Here is a 15,331-nt window from a genome sequence, read left to right as displayed (position 1 = left end):
CCCGCGCTCGCGCCCGTGCGACTACGCCGCCGTCGGCGGAGCAGCGGATAGCGCCTGCCCTCCTCAATCATGCAAGCCGTAACTTTTCAGCAAATCATACAGGGTCGGCCGGCTGACGCCGAGGAGGCGCGCAGTCTGGGAAATGTTGCCATCCGCGCGGGCGAGAGCCTGACGGATGGCGCGCCGGTCTGCCGCCTCACGGACAGCGCGCAAGTTGACGGCTTCATCCCCGGCCGCCGCGAGGTCGAGATCCGCGGCGGTCACCGACTTGCCATCGGCCATGATCACTGCCCGCTTCACGCGATTTTCCAGTTCGCGCACATTGCCGGGCCAGTCATGAGCGTCGATGGCGGCGCGCGCGTCGGATGACAGGCCGGAAACCGCCGGGTTCATCGTCGACGCGTATCGCGTGACGAAATGCCTGGCGAGCAATGCCGCATCGCCGGGCCTACCGGCGAGCGAGGGAATGCGCACGACGATTTCGGCCAAGCGGTAATAAAGGTCCTCGCGGAACGAGCCGTCCGCGACCATCGCATCAATGTCGCGGTGAGTGGCGCACACGATGCGCGTATCGACCTGGATCGGGCGCCTGCCGCCGATCCGCTCGATCACCCGTTCCTGAAGAAAGCGCAGCAGCTTTACCTGGAGGGGGAGCGGCACGTCGCCGATCTCGTCGAGAAACAGGGTACCGCCGGCCGCCTGCTCGATCTTCCCCTCGGTGGTTTTCACCGCCCCGGTGAACGCGCCCTTTTCATGCCCGAACAGTTCGCTTTCCAGCAGCGTGTCTGGGATTGCCGCACAGTTGATCGCTACGAATGCCCCGCCGGAGCGTCGGGACGCGTCGTGCAGCCCACGGGCGAGCAGCTCCTTGCCCGTTCCGCTGGCGCCGAGCAGCATGACCGACACGTCAGCCGGTGCCACCCGTTCGATAGTGCGCATCACCTTGATCATCTCAGGTGCCGCGGTGATCAGGCCGCCGAGTGCCGGACCCGCGTCGCGGGCGGCGAGACGCCGGTTCTCGGCCTCCAGATCGTGGACGTGAAAGGCGCGTGCCACGATATGGCCGAGGGCGTCGATATCAATCGGCTTCTGGTAGAAATCCCAGGCGCCATCAGCGATCGCCTGCAGCGCGCTTTCGCGGGCACCGTGCCCGGACGCCACGATCACTTTCGTGTCTGGCTTCAACGACAGGATTTCGGCAAGGGCCGCGAAGCCCTCGCTGGTGCCGTCCGGATCGGGCGGAAGGCCAAGATCGAGCGTGACCACCGCCGGCTCCTCGGCGCGTACCATGTCGATCGCACCAGCGCGATCGGCCGCGACAAGCACTTCATAACCATCATAGGCCCAGCGCAATTGGCGCTGCAGCCCGAGATCGTCCTCCACGATCAGCAGCTTGCGCGTTCCCTTCATGCCGCCAATTCCATTCCCCCCATGGTCCGCGGCGCCAGCGGCAATGCCACGCGAAAGCTGGATCCCGCCCCTTCGCGGCTCGACACGCTGATCGAGCCGCCCATCCCTTCGGCAAGCTGGCGTGCCTCAAACGCGCCGAGGCCAAAGCCGCCGGGCTTTCCTGAGACAAAGGGGCGGAACAGCTGATCGCGGACGAACGCCGGACTCATGCCGCGCCCGTAATCGGCCACCGTGATGCTGGCCTCTCCGTCAGCCGCCGAGACGATCAGTTGCACCTCCGCTCCCGCCGCGCTTGCCTCCACCGCATTCTGGACGAGGTGAGAGATCAGCGTCTCCAGAGCGCCGGGGTCAGCCAGCGCGAGCGCGCCAGGGTCCCCCGACGCCGTGACCGGATGCTGGGCGCGGCGTCCAGCGGCAATCCGTTCCGCCAGCGCGAGCAGCGGGACCGGCTGAGCCTTTTCCGCGCGGCTGGCATGATGCTGCGACAGCCGCGCGAGAAGGGCATTCATCCGATCCGACGAATCGGTCAGCGTGGCCACCATGTCCGCGCGGAACGCGGGATTGTCCGCATGCCGCTCCGCATTGCGGGCGACGAGCGTCAACTGGCTGACCAGATTTTTCAAATCATGCATGATGAAGGCGAAGCGGCGATTGAATTCGTCAAACCGCTGCGCATCGGCGAGCGCGGCATGGGCGCGTGCTTCCGCCAGATAGCTGGCAGCCTGGCGCCCGGCCACGCCGAACAGGTCGAAATCCTCCCAATCCAGCGCTCGGTTTATCGCTGGCCGTGCAAGGACGACGGCGCCGGCGAGCTGGCCCAGATGCCGCAGCGGGACAATCACCCAGGCATGTTCATCGTCGCGAAGCCATGGCGAGACGCAGCCTTGGTCGGCAGGATCGGCCGTGCCGGCGCGCACAGCGTCGAGCTCGATGATCCTCCCGGTGGCGGCGAGATGGACAAAGAGCCGCTCGTCCGGCTGATCAGTCGACGGCGCGTCCGGCCAGTTCCACGCCGACGCGGTACCCAGCGCAGCACCATCGGGCAGGAGCAGGAGCCCGCGGGGCGAGTCGGTCAGGTCCGCGACCGCCTTGACCACGCGAACGTCGAGGGGCGACTCTTCCTGCGTGCCGGGCGCGCCGAGCGTCTCCGTGAAACGCAGCCATTCGGTTCGATAATCGTAGCGGTGGCTGAACAAATGCTTCGACACCAGCACCCGCGCCCACGCCCGAGTCCAAGGCGTGGACACCAGCGCCAGCAAGGCCGCCGTCGTGCCGAAAATCAGCGCCGTCTGCACCACCCGCGCGTAGCTGCCACCGACCGAACCGATGATCGCGGTGGCCAGCGCCGTCACGGCAACATACAGCGCGACCGCGACCATCGCGAGGGAGAGCAGGGCCACGGTGCGCGAAGCCTGCATCTTACGCTCGTCAGCCCGCTGCACGGCAAGGCTGAACAGCGGCGTCAGCGCGACCATCACCGCACCGCGCAAGTCAATGAGACCGGCCGGCCAGTGGCCGGTGAGCCAGGCGCTGGCGAACACCAACAGATCGGTGGACCACATCATCGCCAGCGCGACGATGGCCATCCGCTCCCCGCTGTGCCGGCGCCAAACGCTGCCTTGCCGCAGACGGTTCACCAGGATCAGCGCGCCTGTCGCGCCCAGCATCTGAAGCAGCAAGCGGGTGCGCAATAGTGCCAGCACGGCCCGCGCATCGTTCACCATGACCGACCCGAGAGCGAGAATGCCGCACCCGATCGTTACGACTGCCACCGCCGCATAGACGGCGCGAACCGACGGCCAGGCACGATCATTCGGCTCGCGCCGGGCGAGAGAATACATCAGCCAGAGCCACGTCAGGTTGCGCGCGCATTCGGCCAGCCGGGTAGCGACGTCGCGGGCGTCGAGACCGGCCACGGCGAGGGCCCAGAGCGCGGTTGCAAACAGGCCGGCCAGAAAGGGCGCGCGCGGCAAAACCCCGCCGCCACGCCATTGCGACAGCGCCAACGTGCCGAACAGCAGCGCGGCGAGCGCATGGGTCCACAAGGTGATCGGGGCAGCGTTCACCGCGCGCCCGAGGGCCAGAGCACGACCCGCAGCGTCTGAAGCAGGATCAACAAATCGAGGAAGGGCGAGTAGTTCTTGGCGTAATAAAGGTCATATTCCAGCTTGTGACGCGCGTCCTCGATCGACGCGCCGTAGGGATAGTTGATCTGTGCCCAGCCGGTGATGCCGGGCTTCACCATGTGCCGCTCCGCGTAGAATGGGAGCTGCTGTTCCAATTCCTCGACGAATTGCGGCCGTTCGGGACGCGGGCCGACGAAACTCATCTCACCCTTCAGCACGCTCCAGCATTGCGGCAGTTCGTCGATGCGCACCTTGCGGATCACGCGGCCGATGCGGGTGATGCGGGGATCGCGCTCCTGCGCCCAGACGGCCTCTCCGCCAACCTCGGCATCCTGACGCATCGAGCGCAGCTTCAGGATGTCGAACGGCTCGTTGTAGAGGCCGACACGGCGCTGACGATAGAAGGCTGGCCCGCGGCTTTCCAGCTTGATGGCAATGGCAGTCAGAGCAATCACCGGGAGCGCGATCAACAAGAGCAGGCCGCTCGCGGCGATGTCAAAGGCGCGCTTTGCCATGGCGGACAGCATTCGTCCGGACGCAAAGCCATCGGAGAAGATCAGCCAGGATGGATTGACGCTCGCCAGGTCGATGCGCCCGGTCTCGCGTTCCAAAAAGGTCGAAAACTCATTCACATGGACTCCGGTCGTCTTGACGCGCAGGAGATCCTTGAGTGGGAGGGCATTGCGGCGTTCCTCAATCGCCAGCACCACCTCGGTCGCGCCCCGTTCGACGACAAAGGTCGCGAGATTGGGAATGTCGGCGCGCGGCACGGCTTCGGTCACCGCGATGATCGGCTCGCCCATCGCGACGTAGCCGGCAACGACGAAGCTGGCGCCATTCGCCCGTTCCAGCGCGCCGAGCCGGGCAGCACGATGGCCGGCGCCCAGCACCACGACACGGCGCCGGAACCGCTCCCCTCCCAGCATGCGCCGGAACAGCAGCCGGGCCATGATGAGCCCAACAATCGCGAACAGCATCGCGTAGAACAGGCTGGACCGCCAGAGCGTGACCGTCGGCATAAGAAAATAGAGCAGGCTGAGGAAGATCACGCCAAGGCACACCGCCACGGTCAGCCGCATCACGGCCTGGCGGAACGAGACCAGAACGTCAGCCTGATAAGCGCCAACCCCCACCATCGCGACCGTGAGTGGCACGGCAAAGGCGGCAAGCTGCGGAAGCCGGCCCCAGATCGGCTCCGGCAGCATGTCGATCTGGGCGGCACGCAACAGCCACCCAGCTTCGGCCGCGGCGAGCAGCAGGACAAAGTCGATCAGCCCCAGCAGGACTACCGCGTTCGGCACGTAATGTTTGAAGACCCTGATCATCGCCCGCGCTTGTCCCTATGGTGTAAGGGAAACCGACACGAGGGCTGTTACAGGAATTGGCAAAGAAAGATTGAACGGGCGGTTGGATCGAAAACAATCCCGATGCATTCAGCGACGGGGCATCTTCCACTTTCCTTCGCGCGGACCGCACCCCTGCGGCCCGTGCATCATGCCATGAGGAGCTTGCGCGCATGACGTCGATCATCCCGGTAATCCTGTCCGGTGGATCGGGCACGCGGCTGTGGCCCATGTCGACGCCTGAACGACCGAAGCAGATGCTCGCGCTGACGGCGGAGCAGACCATGCTTCAACTGACAGCGACGCGCGCGTCGGGCGAGCGGTTCGACGCCCCCATCGTCGTGGCGAACGCGCGCCATGCCGATATGATCGAGGAGCAGCTCGCTGGCGTTGGCTGCCGCCCGCAAGCACTGATCCTGGAGCCGATCGGCAGGAACACGGCGCCCGCGATCGCGCTGGCTGCGCTGTGCGCCAGCGAACCGGACGCTCCCTTGCTGGTCATGCCATCGGATCACGTGATCGAGGATGTGGAGGCGTTCCGCACCGCAGTGCAAACCGCTTTGCCGATGGTGGAGCAGGACTGGCTCGTCACGTTCGGGATCACACCGGACGCGCCGGAAACAGGCTATGGCTATATCAAGGTGGGGGAGCCCATTCAGCAGGGGGTCCATCGCGTCGACCGCTTCGTCGAAAAGCCGCCGCGCGAGGTAGCAGAGGCCATGCTGGCCAGCGGCGACCATGCCTGGAATGGCGGCATTTTCCTGTTTCGCGCCGATGCATTCCTCCAAGCGCTGGCGCAGCATGAACCGGCGATGCTCGACGCGGTACGACGCTCCATCGCAGACGGGGAACGCGCCGGCACCCACATCCGCCCGTCCACGCTCGCCTTTTCGGAGGCGCCAAACCAGTCGATCGACTATGCGGTCATGGAAAAGTCGGATCGCGTGGCCGTGGTGCCGGTGGCAATGGGCTGGAACGATGTGGGCAGCTGGGATGCGCTCCATTCGATCAGCGCGTGTGACAAGGCGGGCAACGCCATCCGCGGCGAAGTGATCGCGCTCGACACGAGCAATTGCCTGGCGCGCAGCGATGGCGTGCGGATCGCCATGGTCGGCGTCAGCGACCTGATTGTCGTGGCATCAGGCAATGACGTGCTCGTGCTACCGCGCGGACGCAGCCAGGAAGTAAAGGCGCTGCTCGAGGCGATGAAGAACACCGGAAGCTAGGGCGCAACCGGCGCTACTGCCTCCGGTTCGGTTAAAGGCGGAGGGTCAGCGTTCCGTTGGTGGGAACGCCGGCCCATTGGCGGCCAAGCTCGTCAAGCCGGTCACGGATGGCTGCAATGTCATTCGCTGCGACTGCGACAATGGCGTGGCCCCGCGCTCCGCAAGCATGTTCGTACGTTGCAATAAGATCTGCCGCGGGAACCCGCCCGCCCCACATTTCAGCCTGAAACGTCTCGACCAGCCGCTCGATCGCTTCCTCGTGAGCACCGCCACTGGTGGCGTAGTCAGCCGTTTGCCCCTGTGCCACGAGCGAGAGAAAGCCACGGTGCGCGAGCACGCTTTCCACCGCATAGTGGATCATGTCGTGGGGGATGATGCCCTGTTTTGGGCACGAAATCGTCTCCGTGGTGGCATCCGCCCGCCTAATGGTGAGTTCATCGAACTTCCCGCTACGCTTCACGAAGGTGAGGTCCATCAAGCCGAGCCTCCAAGGGGTAGCCAGCCTGCCACGAACCAAAGCGTTGCGCGAGCCACTGAGGCTCAGGCCGATTCGCGATCCAGCAGGGTCGCCGTGTCGAGCCCGAGAAGATCGATATAGGCCCGAATCCGCGGCCATTGCTGGGTGACAAACGCGTCCCGCTCCGCGAGCCGAAGGCGTTCAGCGGCACCAGGCAATACGAACATGCCCACGCCCCGCCGGACCTCGACATAACCTTCGTCCTGGAACGACTGATAAGCTTTGGCCACCGTCAGCGGATTCGCACCATGTTCCGCGGCAAGCGCCCGCACCGAAGGCAACTGATCGCCCGCGCGGAAATCACCGCGCAAAATTCCCGCCGCGATGGTTCCGCGGAGCCTGATGTAGACCGGGCTGTCTTCGTTGCTCAGCGCTGTCATGCTGCCTTAATACAGCAAATAGCAGCGTAGGCCAGCCCCTGAAGTGCCGGGAGGCCGGCGAGCCGCCCCTCCATGCCCAACAGATCAGTCGAGAATATGCATCCAGAGCGGCTCGCCAGCGAGACTCTGGGAGCCGCGCAGACGCTCCAGTGCGGCCCCGATGTGCGACTCCGGCGCTTCATGAGTGACGATCGCGACCAGCGCCGTTCCGTCTACCGACGCGGCGCGCTGGATCAGGCTTTCGATCGACACGCCAGCATCCCGCATCGCAGCGGCGATCTCCGCCAGCACACCGACTCGATCGGCGACGGTGAAGCGAAGATAGGCGCGGCCGCGGCGCTCACCGACGGGTGCCGCGGGGGCTTCTGCCAACGAGGCGACCGGCATCGCGTAAGGCGGGCCATATTCGCCGCGCGCAATGTCGATCAGATCAGCCACCACTGCGCTCGCAGTCGGCCCATCGCCCGCGCCGGCGCCCTGGAACAGCAGACGACCAACGAAATTGCCCTCTGCCACCACTGCATTGGTCGAGCCGGTGACGTGCGCCAGCGGGTGATCCGCCGGGACGAGGTGGGCGTGAACCCGCTGGAACAGGCCATTGCTGCTCGCTTCCGCCACGCCGACCAGCCGGACACGATAACCAAGCGCCGCTGCCTCGGCGATATCGGCGGCGATCACGTGCCGGATGCCGCTGACCGCGACATTGCCGAAGGCAGGCCGCGTGCCGAAGGCGACCGAGGAGAGAATGGAAAGCTTATGCGCGGCATCCACCCCGTCGATGTCAAAGGACGGATCCGATTCGGCGTATCCCAGCGCCTGCGCCTCTGCGAGCACCTCGGCGAAGTCGCGCCCCTCCGCTTCCATCTTGCTGAGGATGAAATTGCAGGTGCCGTTCAGGATGCCATAGACCCGGCCGATCGCGTTGGCGGCGGCACCTTCGCGCAAGCCCTTGATCACAGGGATACCGCCAGCAACCGCGGCCTCGAACTTCAGCGGCACCTTTGCTGATTCCGCAGCCTCTGCCAGTTCCAGTCCGTGGTGGGCCAGCATGGCCTTGTTCGCGGTGACAAAGCCCTTGCCCGCCGCCAATGTCGTCCGCGCCAGCGCCAGCGCCGGACCGTCAGCCCCACCGACCAGTTCGACGATCACATCGGCATCACACCGCGCCAGAGCGCTGGTATCGTCGACCCATTCGAAGCCGCTGATGTCGACGCCGCGATCCTTGGTGCGATCGCGCGCGGAAACAGCAACGATCTCGATCGGCCGGCCAGCGCGCCGCGTGATCAACTCGCGGTTCGCCTCGAGCACGCGAATCACGCCCCCGCCAACCGTTCCGAGCCCCGCCAGTGCCACGCGCAATGCTGTCGTCATCGTCACCCCCTGATCGCCAGGAGCGACTAAGCGCTCGGCATCGCCGTGTCGACCACGCAAGCCGGACGGGCGCAATTAGGTCCGAACTCGTTCGTTTTTTTGGGTTCTCCCCCTTTTGGGGGATGTGCCGGCGACGCAAAACCTGCCAACCATCATGTGCGACCCAAGCCCGTGATTTCACGGGCAACCTGCCCGGCTCCTTTCCCAACGAAAGGACCGGGCAACTTTTTGGGGCTTTACGCAGCTTGGGCGAATGCCGGGCCTTCCGGTTCATTGGCGGGCGCGACGGTCGGCCCGGCGGAAGCACTCACGTTTTGAAGGTCCTGCTTCGCGCGAGCATTCGGGAATGCGATTCGCGACACCAAAACCACCAGGCCGAGCGCGAGATAGGTGACGACAACGCCGACCGGCTGGATGACGAACGCTGCGCCGAGCGCAAGCCGCAGCCACAGCGGATTGAAACCGAAATCTTCCCCAAGCGCGTTGCAAATGCCCAGTAGATTGTCCTTGGGGTTGGTAAGCTTCTTGGCTTCGGTGGTCATTAGATTGCTCCGATCAGTGACGGCCTTGCCGTTCGTGACCAACCTTTTGCAGCTTCTGTGCCAAACGCGATCTTCGGCATAATCAAAGACTTATAACATTCCGCCGCGGACCCGCGGGCGCGAACATCGTACTTTCCGCCACATCATGGTGAGATGTGCCGAATCCCCGAACGGCAGGGTTGGGCAAGGTTCGCGTTGGCTGCGTGGTTTTGATGTGCAAGCATGATGGCATGAGCACACCGACCAAGCATGTCGCCGAACTGACCCTCCGCGCCGTGCTGCTCGGCGGGTTGATCACTTTGCTGTTCACCGCCGCCAACGTTTACCTCGGGCTGAAGGTCGGCCTCACCTTTGCCACGTCGATCCCGGCGGCGGTGATTTCCATGGCGATCCTGCGTCAGTTCCGTGGCTCGTCGATCCTGGAAAACAATATCGTCCAGACGATCGCAAGCGCGGCCGGCACGCTCGCGGCGATCATCTTCGTGCTGCCGGGGCTGGTGATCATCGGGTGGTGGCAGGGCTTTCCCTTTCACCTGACCGCCGGGATCACGGCGCTCGGCGGCATTCTGGGTGTCATGTTCTCGGTACCGCTCCGCCGCGCGCTGGTGGTGGAGAGTGACCTTCCCTATCCCGAAGGGCGCGCCGCGGCCGAAGTGCTGGAAGTCGGATCGGGCTCACGCGCAGGCGCAGCGGAAAGCGCGGCGGGCCTTCGCCTGCTGGTCTCCGGCAGCCTCGCCTCCGCAGGTTTCGCCATCCTGACCCAGATGAAGCTGGCCGCTGCCGAAGTCGGCACCTGGTTCCGGCTGGGTAGCGGCGCGACGGGCGCGGCCGGCAGCCTGTCCTTTGCGCTGTTCGGCGTCGGGCACTTGGTGGGTCTGTCGGTCGGGCTGGCCCAGCTTGTCGGCCTGGTCACCGCCTGGTTCATCCTGTTGCCAATCCTTACCGCAGCGCAGCCGGCGACGGGGGACGTGGAAGCATGGGCCGGTGCGATCTTCCGCGAAGACGTGCGCTTTTTCGGCGCGGGCGTGATTGGTGTCGCCGCCGTATGGACGCTGGTGCGGATCGCCCGGCCAGTGATTGGCGGGATCACTTCGGCGCTGGCAGCAAGCCGCGCCCGCCATGCTGGTGAAGCACTGGCGCTCGAGGAGCAGGATCTGCCGATCGGGGTGGTCGCCGGCGTGTCGGTGGCGCTGTTGCTGCCGATTGCATGGCTGTTGTGGAGCGTCGCCAGCACCGGGCCGATCGCAGGATCCGCCGCCATTCTCGTTGCGGGAGCCCTCGCATTCGTGGTGGTGATCGGTCTGATGATCGCCACGGTGACCGGCTATATGGCCGGCCTGATCGGCGCCTCCAACTCGCCCGTTTCGGGCATCGGCATCCTCTCCATCCTTGCCGCCTCGCTGCTGCTGGTTGGCCTCTTCGGGCGTGATCTGCCGCCGGATACGACGGCAGCGCTGGTCGCTTATGCGCTGATCGTCACCGGCCTCGTCTTTGGCATCGCCACGATCGCGAACGACAACCTGCAAGACCTGAAAACGGGGCAACTGGTGGGCGCGACTCCTTGGAAACAGCAGGTCGCGCTGGTCATCGGCGTGGTCTTCGGCTCCATCGTCGTGCCGCCCGTGCTCGACTTGCTGAACACCGCCTTCGGTTTCGCCGGAGCTCCGGGTGCCGGCCCCAATGCGCTGGCGGCGCCGCAAGCCGGGCTGATCTCCTCACTGGCGAAAGGCGTGCTTGGTGGCGATCTCAATTGGTCGATGCTGCGCTGGGGGGCGCTGGCCGGGGTGATCTTCATCGCGCTGGACGAAGTGCTGGGACGAATGAACCGCATGCGCCTGCCGCCGCTGGCGATCGGCATCGCCATTTACCTGCCGATGGCGGTGATCCTGCCGGTGGTGCTCGGCGCGCTGATCGGCGCTGCTTATGATCGCTGGGCGGATCGCACCGCCGATACGGAAGCGGCGCGTCGCATGGGCACGCTGACCGCCACCGGCATGATCGTGGGCGAGAGCCTGTGGGGCGTCGGCTTCGCGGGGATCGTCGCAGCGAGCGGGAGCGACACGCCGCTGGCGGTGGTCGGCGACGGCTTTGCGCCCGTCGCGCTCGCCGGCGGCGCCCTGCTGTTCGTGGCGCTGATCGGGTGGCTTTACCGCGGTACCCGACGCGCCGTCACATCAACGCCAACAGCTTCTTGATCTCCACAAAGGCGAATCCGACCGAACTGTCGGCGATGCCGTAGGGCATGAACAGCTTGTCTCCCTGCCGCATCGCCCCACAGGTATAGACCACGTTGGGCACATAGCCTTCGCGGTCCTGGTCAGCCGCGGCCAGGATCGGTTCGCGCGTGCGGCCGAGAACCTTTGACGGATCATTCTTGTCGAGCAGCGCGGCGCCAATCGAATATTTGCGCATCGCGCCCACCCCATGGGTGAGCAGCAGCCAGCCCTCGTCCACCTCGATCGGCGGGCCGCAATTGCCGATCTGCACGAGCTCCCACGGATAGACCGGCGTCAGGATCAGCTCGCCGTCATCCCAATGATCCAGCCGGTCCGAACGCAGCAGGTACAGGTTTTCACCGTCCTGCCGACCGATGGAGAGATATTCGCCGTTCACCGTGCGCGGGAATAGCGCGATGCCCTTGTTACGGGCGGCCGACCCGGTCATCGGCACCAGATCGAAGGCGCGGAAGTCGCGGGTGCGAAGCAGCTCTGACTGAATGCTGGCGCCGTTATACGCCGTGTAGGTGCCCAGCCACTCGATCGACCCGTCATCATGGGTGAAGTGAACGAGGCGCAGATCCTCCAGACCCTTGGACTGAGCCTCGGTGATCGGGAAGATCACCGTTCCGGACAGAGTTGAGTCGCGATGCCGGTGCACGGTGATCGGCCCGGTCGGCATGTCCTGCCCATCGATACCATGCGCATCGGCGGCGGTGGCAAAGGGCGGCTCGGGCGCGAGCATGAGCTGGTTTTCTTCGGTGATGATCCCTTCGCGGAAGGCGACGGACGAGATGTGACCCTCACCGACCGAGCGCAGGCTCATCAGAATGCGCTGCGAGCCTTCGGTCATGCCCGACTGGTCGGGATGCGGCACGGCGCTGGGGTTCATCAGCGCGGCCGCCGCATAGCTATATTCGTGACAGAAATAGGCGCCGATCAACTGACGTTTCTCGTCGTCGATCGCATCGCCATCCAAGCCGTGAAGCTCGGCAATCTCCTCGTAGCGGGTCATGAACACGCGACGGGTTTGCCAATGACGCGCCTCGAAATCCTTGAGCACAACGGCAAGCTGTTCGCTGGCCTGAAGCGGCGTCATGGCGAGCACTTCGTCGATCATGCGCTGGGAACGGCTTTGTCCCTGACCGTTCATCGCCGATTTGGCGATGTGGAACGGGCGCACCACGACACGCGACGGATCGGCATGAAGCCGGAGCCGATGATTGAACAAGTCCAAGAAGAAGGCCTCGTATTGTCGTCCGGAAGTCGACGCGCCAAGGCAAGCGGGGCTTACGCGACAGCGCGCCCCGTCCCTGCCACGCCTTGCGCTGCCTTTGAAAGCCTAGAAATTGCGCAGTTCGACAATTGCAGCGCCAGAATGGATTCGGCGCCCTGATTTCGGTTCAGACCGGTAGGCATAAGACCGTCGAAACAACCGCCGTCCTGCACCGTAGCGAGCGGCAGATCGAGATCGTTCTGCCCGAAATACCAGCCATAGGCACGCTCAGCCTCCACCCGCCAGCGGGCGTCGCCCGTCGCGGCATAAGCGGCGCAGCACGCATCAACGGTGGCCTGCGCCTCCAGCGGTTGCTGGTCAAATGGCAGCGGCTCTGCATAGGGCCGGCCGAAGCTTTCGGTGCCGACCGCACGGAAGCGACCCTCGGGGCTCTTCTGCTGTTCGATGATCCAGGCGAGCGTTTCGAGGCCGGTTTCAACGACATCGCGGCGGCCGATCGCCTGGCCAGCGCGAATCAGCGCCTCCGGCAGGCGGGCGTTGTCGTAAGCCAGCACGATCTCGAACCAGACCCAATTGGGCCGGCGCGCCTCGTCGAGGAGCGCCATATGCTCCTCGGGAAAGCGCGTGAGGATCGAATGCGCCAGCTGATGTCCCGGCGATGCCTCCAGCATGGCCGCGGCGCCAAGCATCGCGAAGGATTGCGCCCGCGGGCTGCCCAACTCGAAGGCGAGGCTCGCCGTCATGTCGAACATCATTGTCGCCCAGTCGCGGTGCTTGCGGCTGCGTGCGTCACGGGCAGTAACACCAAGCGCCCAAAGCGCCCGACCGTTGGAATCCTCCGAGCCCGCATCCTCGCACCACGTGCGATCGAAATTCATGAAGTTCCGAAACCGGCGTTGTTCCGGGTTCCAGGCATATTGGACAAACGACGCGTAAACCGTGGTCCACTTGTCGCGAACCGCGTCGTCGATGTTGTCCATCGCGCTCATCAGGATCAGCGCACGGGCGTTATCGTCGATGCAATAGCCGTGACGCCGGTCAGGCACCGAATAGATCGAGTGCTGAAGCATACCGGTCGAATCGCTCATCCGCTCCACGGCGGAAAGGTCCGGCGCATGCGGCTTGATCGGTCCGGATGAAGCGATCCGCTGCGGGCGGCCATCGATGATCGACGTGATCTCGTTCATTGCTCGCTCCGCCACGCGGGACCAAGTCATCGTCCGGCCGCGCTCATAGGCACGCGCGGACAAGCGCGAGCGGTTGCGCTCGCTGCCGAGCAGGCTGCTGATCTCACGCGCGAAGGCCGCGGAGTCGCGGAAGTCGACCAGCACACCGTGCCCATCAGCAAGGATCTCGGTCGCATGGACATAGGGCGTGGAGATCACCGCTTTGCCCACGCCAACGGCATAAGAGAGCGTTCCGCTCGTGATCTGCGCCGGGTTCAAATACGGGGTGACATAGATGTCCGCCGCCTGGAGATAGTCGATCAGCTCATCCTGTTCGACAAAGGCGTCGACAAAGGCGACGTTGTTTTCGACGCCCAGGCTGCGAGCAAGCGCCTTCAGGCCGTCCCGGTATTTCTCGCCTTCGTGAGCCACCAGATTGGGATGAGTGGCACCCAGGACGACATATTTCGCCTCCGGATGCTGCTCCACCACCGCCGGCATCGCCTCGATCACGGTTTCGATGCCCTTGCCCGGGGCGAGAAGTCCGAAGGTGAGGATGACCTGCCCCGACCACCCGAAGCGCGGCTTGAAGGTAGCGGGATCGGCAAACGGACGATCCGGCACGCCATGGGGAATGTTGACGATCGAGCGCGGATTGGCGCCGTGCACCCGCGTCAGGATGTCCCGCCCGCGCTCCGCCATGACGATAACCTTGGCAGCACGACGAAGCAGCCCCTCCATCACCGTTCGCTCCTGCGCGCTCGGCTTCTCAAGCACGGTGTGCAGGGTAACGATGAGGGGCAGATTGATGCGGTCAAGCAGCGCCAGGATATGCTCGCCAGCGGCGCCGCCGAATATGCCATATTCGTGCTGCAGCCACACCGCCTGAGCCCCGGAGGCCTCGATGGCGCGTGCAGTTGCGAGATAAGCGGCGCGGTCTTCCTGCGGGATCGTGCCCGTGACAGCGGCAGGATAATCGTAGCGCCCCGGGTGATCGTCCATCGCATAAACATCGACGGTCAGATCCGGGTACCGGGTCTTCAAAGCGTTGAACGTGTCAGTCGTAAAAGTGGCCAACCCGCACTTACGCGGCAGAAAGTTGCCGATGAGGGCGATGTGCTTGACGCTATCGTTTACGACCGTGTGGTTCATCCTTTTATGCCTCTGCTACGGAGAACGCCCGTTCACATGGCGTTCACCGATACAACCAGCTTACAGCGGGTTGGTTGCGCAGCCTGCTGCAATGCAGCGAATAATTATCCTCGAAAGCGCTCAGCCGCGCCCCCGGTACGACGGAACACCCTGATCCGGCACCCAGAGGTCCGCCGGCGGTGCGCCAGTCTGCCAGAAAACGTCGATCGGTATGCCGCCACGCGGGTACCAATAGCCGCCGATCCGCAACCACACCGGCTTCATCTCCTCGACCAATCGTTCGCCGATGCCGACGGTGCAGTCCTCATGAAAGGCGGCGTGATTGCGGAAGCTGCCAAGAAACAGCTTCAGCGACTTGGATTCCACCATGGTCTCGCCCGGCACATAATCAATTACCAGATGAGCAAAATCCGGCTGGCCCGTGACGGGGCATAGCGACGTGAATTCAGGCGAGACGAAGCGGACCAGATACTGCCGGCCGGGCCGCGGATTGGGAACATAATCGAGAACCGCTTCTTCCGGGCTGGTGGGAAGCGGGCTGTTCTTGCCGAGATGGAGTGTCATGCCGCGCCAGATAGGGGCAGCGGCCCACGGTTGCCAGTTCGCCAGGGCACGCCGCGCCAAGTTTCGACATGCAGGGATTGG

General features: G+C 64.7%; 12 protein-coding genes. 2 read left to right on the top strand and 10 right to left on the bottom strand.

The features are described 5' to 3' along the window. Positions 1–63 precede the first annotated feature (63 nt). From prsR to LK535_RS06910, 3 genes are read right to left on the bottom strand one after another with little or no spacing between them, the layout of a single operon-like run. Positions 64–1,410 carry a PEP-CTERM-box response regulator transcription factor gene (prsR, locus tag LK535_RS06920; RefSeq protein WP_227771182.1) on the bottom strand — a complete coding sequence of 449 codons (1,347 nt, stop codon included), beginning with the start codon at positions 1,408–1,410 and terminating at the stop codon, positions 64–66. Further along, positions 1,407–3,476: an XrtA/PEP-CTERM system histidine kinase PrsK gene (prsK, locus tag LK535_RS06915; protein ID WP_227771181.1), complete on the bottom strand. Its 2,070-nt coding sequence runs from the start codon at positions 3,474–3,476 to the stop codon at positions 1,407–1,409. The genes prsR and prsK overlap by 4 nt, the downstream gene beginning before the upstream one ends. Continuing rightward, positions 3,473–4,861 carry a TIGR03013 family XrtA/PEP-CTERM system glycosyltransferase gene (locus tag LK535_RS06910; RefSeq protein ID WP_227771180.1) on the bottom strand — a complete coding sequence of 463 codons (1,389 nt, stop codon included), beginning with the start codon at positions 4,859–4,861 and terminating at the stop codon, positions 3,473–3,475. Before LK535_RS06910 ends, prsK begins: the two co-directional genes overlap by 4 nt. 248 nt (positions 4,862–5,109) lie before the next feature. Here LK535_RS06910 and LK535_RS06905 point away from each other — a divergent pair, with 248 nt between their 5' ends. After that, positions 5,110–6,105: a mannose-1-phosphate guanylyltransferase gene (locus tag LK535_RS06905; protein WP_415837114.1), complete on the top strand. Its 996-nt coding sequence runs from the start codon at positions 5,110–5,112 to the stop codon at positions 6,103–6,105. Positions 6,106–6,136: 31 nt separating this feature from the next. On the opposite strand, the gene LK535_RS06900 is transcribed toward LK535_RS06905, so the two are convergent. The 4 genes from LK535_RS06900 to LK535_RS06885 form a co-directional block, all read right to left on the bottom strand. After that, positions 6,137–6,580, bottom strand: a complete 444-nt coding sequence (locus tag LK535_RS06900) for a hypothetical protein (RefSeq protein WP_227771178.1) — start codon at positions 6,578–6,580, stop codon at positions 6,137–6,139. Between the two features lie 65 nt (positions 6,581–6,645). Then, entirely contained in the window at positions 6,646–7,002 is a 357-nt protein-coding gene (locus LK535_RS06895; protein WP_227771177.1) for a GntR family transcriptional regulator, read from the bottom strand. Between the two features lie 84 nt (positions 7,003–7,086). After that, positions 7,087–8,373 carry a homoserine dehydrogenase gene (locus LK535_RS06890; protein ID WP_227771176.1) on the bottom strand — a complete coding sequence of 429 codons (1,287 nt, stop codon included), beginning with the start codon at positions 8,371–8,373 and terminating at the stop codon, positions 7,087–7,089. Positions 8,374–8,609: 236 nt separating this feature from the next. Continuing rightward, a complete protein-coding gene (locus LK535_RS06885; RefSeq protein ID WP_227771175.1) occupies positions 8,610–8,915 on the bottom strand; it encodes a PspC domain-containing protein in 306 nt (101 codons plus the stop codon). A 230-nt stretch (positions 8,916–9,145) separates the two neighbouring features. On the opposite strand from LK535_RS06885, the gene LK535_RS06880 reads away from it, so the two are divergent. Next, positions 9,146–11,110 (top strand): OPT family oligopeptide transporter, encoded by a 1,965-nt coding sequence (locus tag LK535_RS06880; protein ID WP_227771174.1) that lies wholly within the window; start codon positions 9,146–9,148, stop codon positions 11,108–11,110. Here LK535_RS06880 and LK535_RS06875 read toward each other — a convergent pair. The 3 genes from LK535_RS06875 to queF form a co-directional block, all read right to left on the bottom strand. Then, positions 11,085–12,368 carry a glycoside hydrolase family 130 protein gene (locus LK535_RS06875; RefSeq protein WP_227771173.1) on the bottom strand — a complete coding sequence of 428 codons (1,284 nt, stop codon included), beginning with the start codon at positions 12,366–12,368 and terminating at the stop codon, positions 11,085–11,087. The two genes, LK535_RS06880 and LK535_RS06875, sit on opposite strands and share 26 nt — an antisense overlap. A 53-nt stretch (positions 12,369–12,421) precedes the next feature. Then, on the bottom strand, positions 12,422–14,686 hold the full coding sequence (locus LK535_RS06870) for a glycosyltransferase family 4 protein (protein ID WP_227771172.1): 2,265 nt from the start codon (positions 14,684–14,686) through the stop codon (positions 12,422–12,424). A 120-nt stretch (positions 14,687–14,806) separates the two neighbouring features. Further along, on the bottom strand, positions 14,807–15,250 hold the full coding sequence (queF, locus tag LK535_RS06865) for a preQ(1) synthase (RefSeq protein WP_227771171.1): 444 nt from the start codon (positions 15,248–15,250) through the stop codon (positions 14,807–14,809). Between the last annotated feature and the right edge of the window lie 81 nt (positions 15,251–15,331).

Source organism: Sphingomonas sp. IC4-52 (assembly GCF_020707225.1).
Taxonomy (GTDB): domain Bacteria; phylum Pseudomonadota; class Alphaproteobacteria; order Sphingomonadales; family Sphingomonadaceae; genus Sphingomonas.
This window is presented reverse-complemented; position numbering and strand designations above follow the sequence as displayed.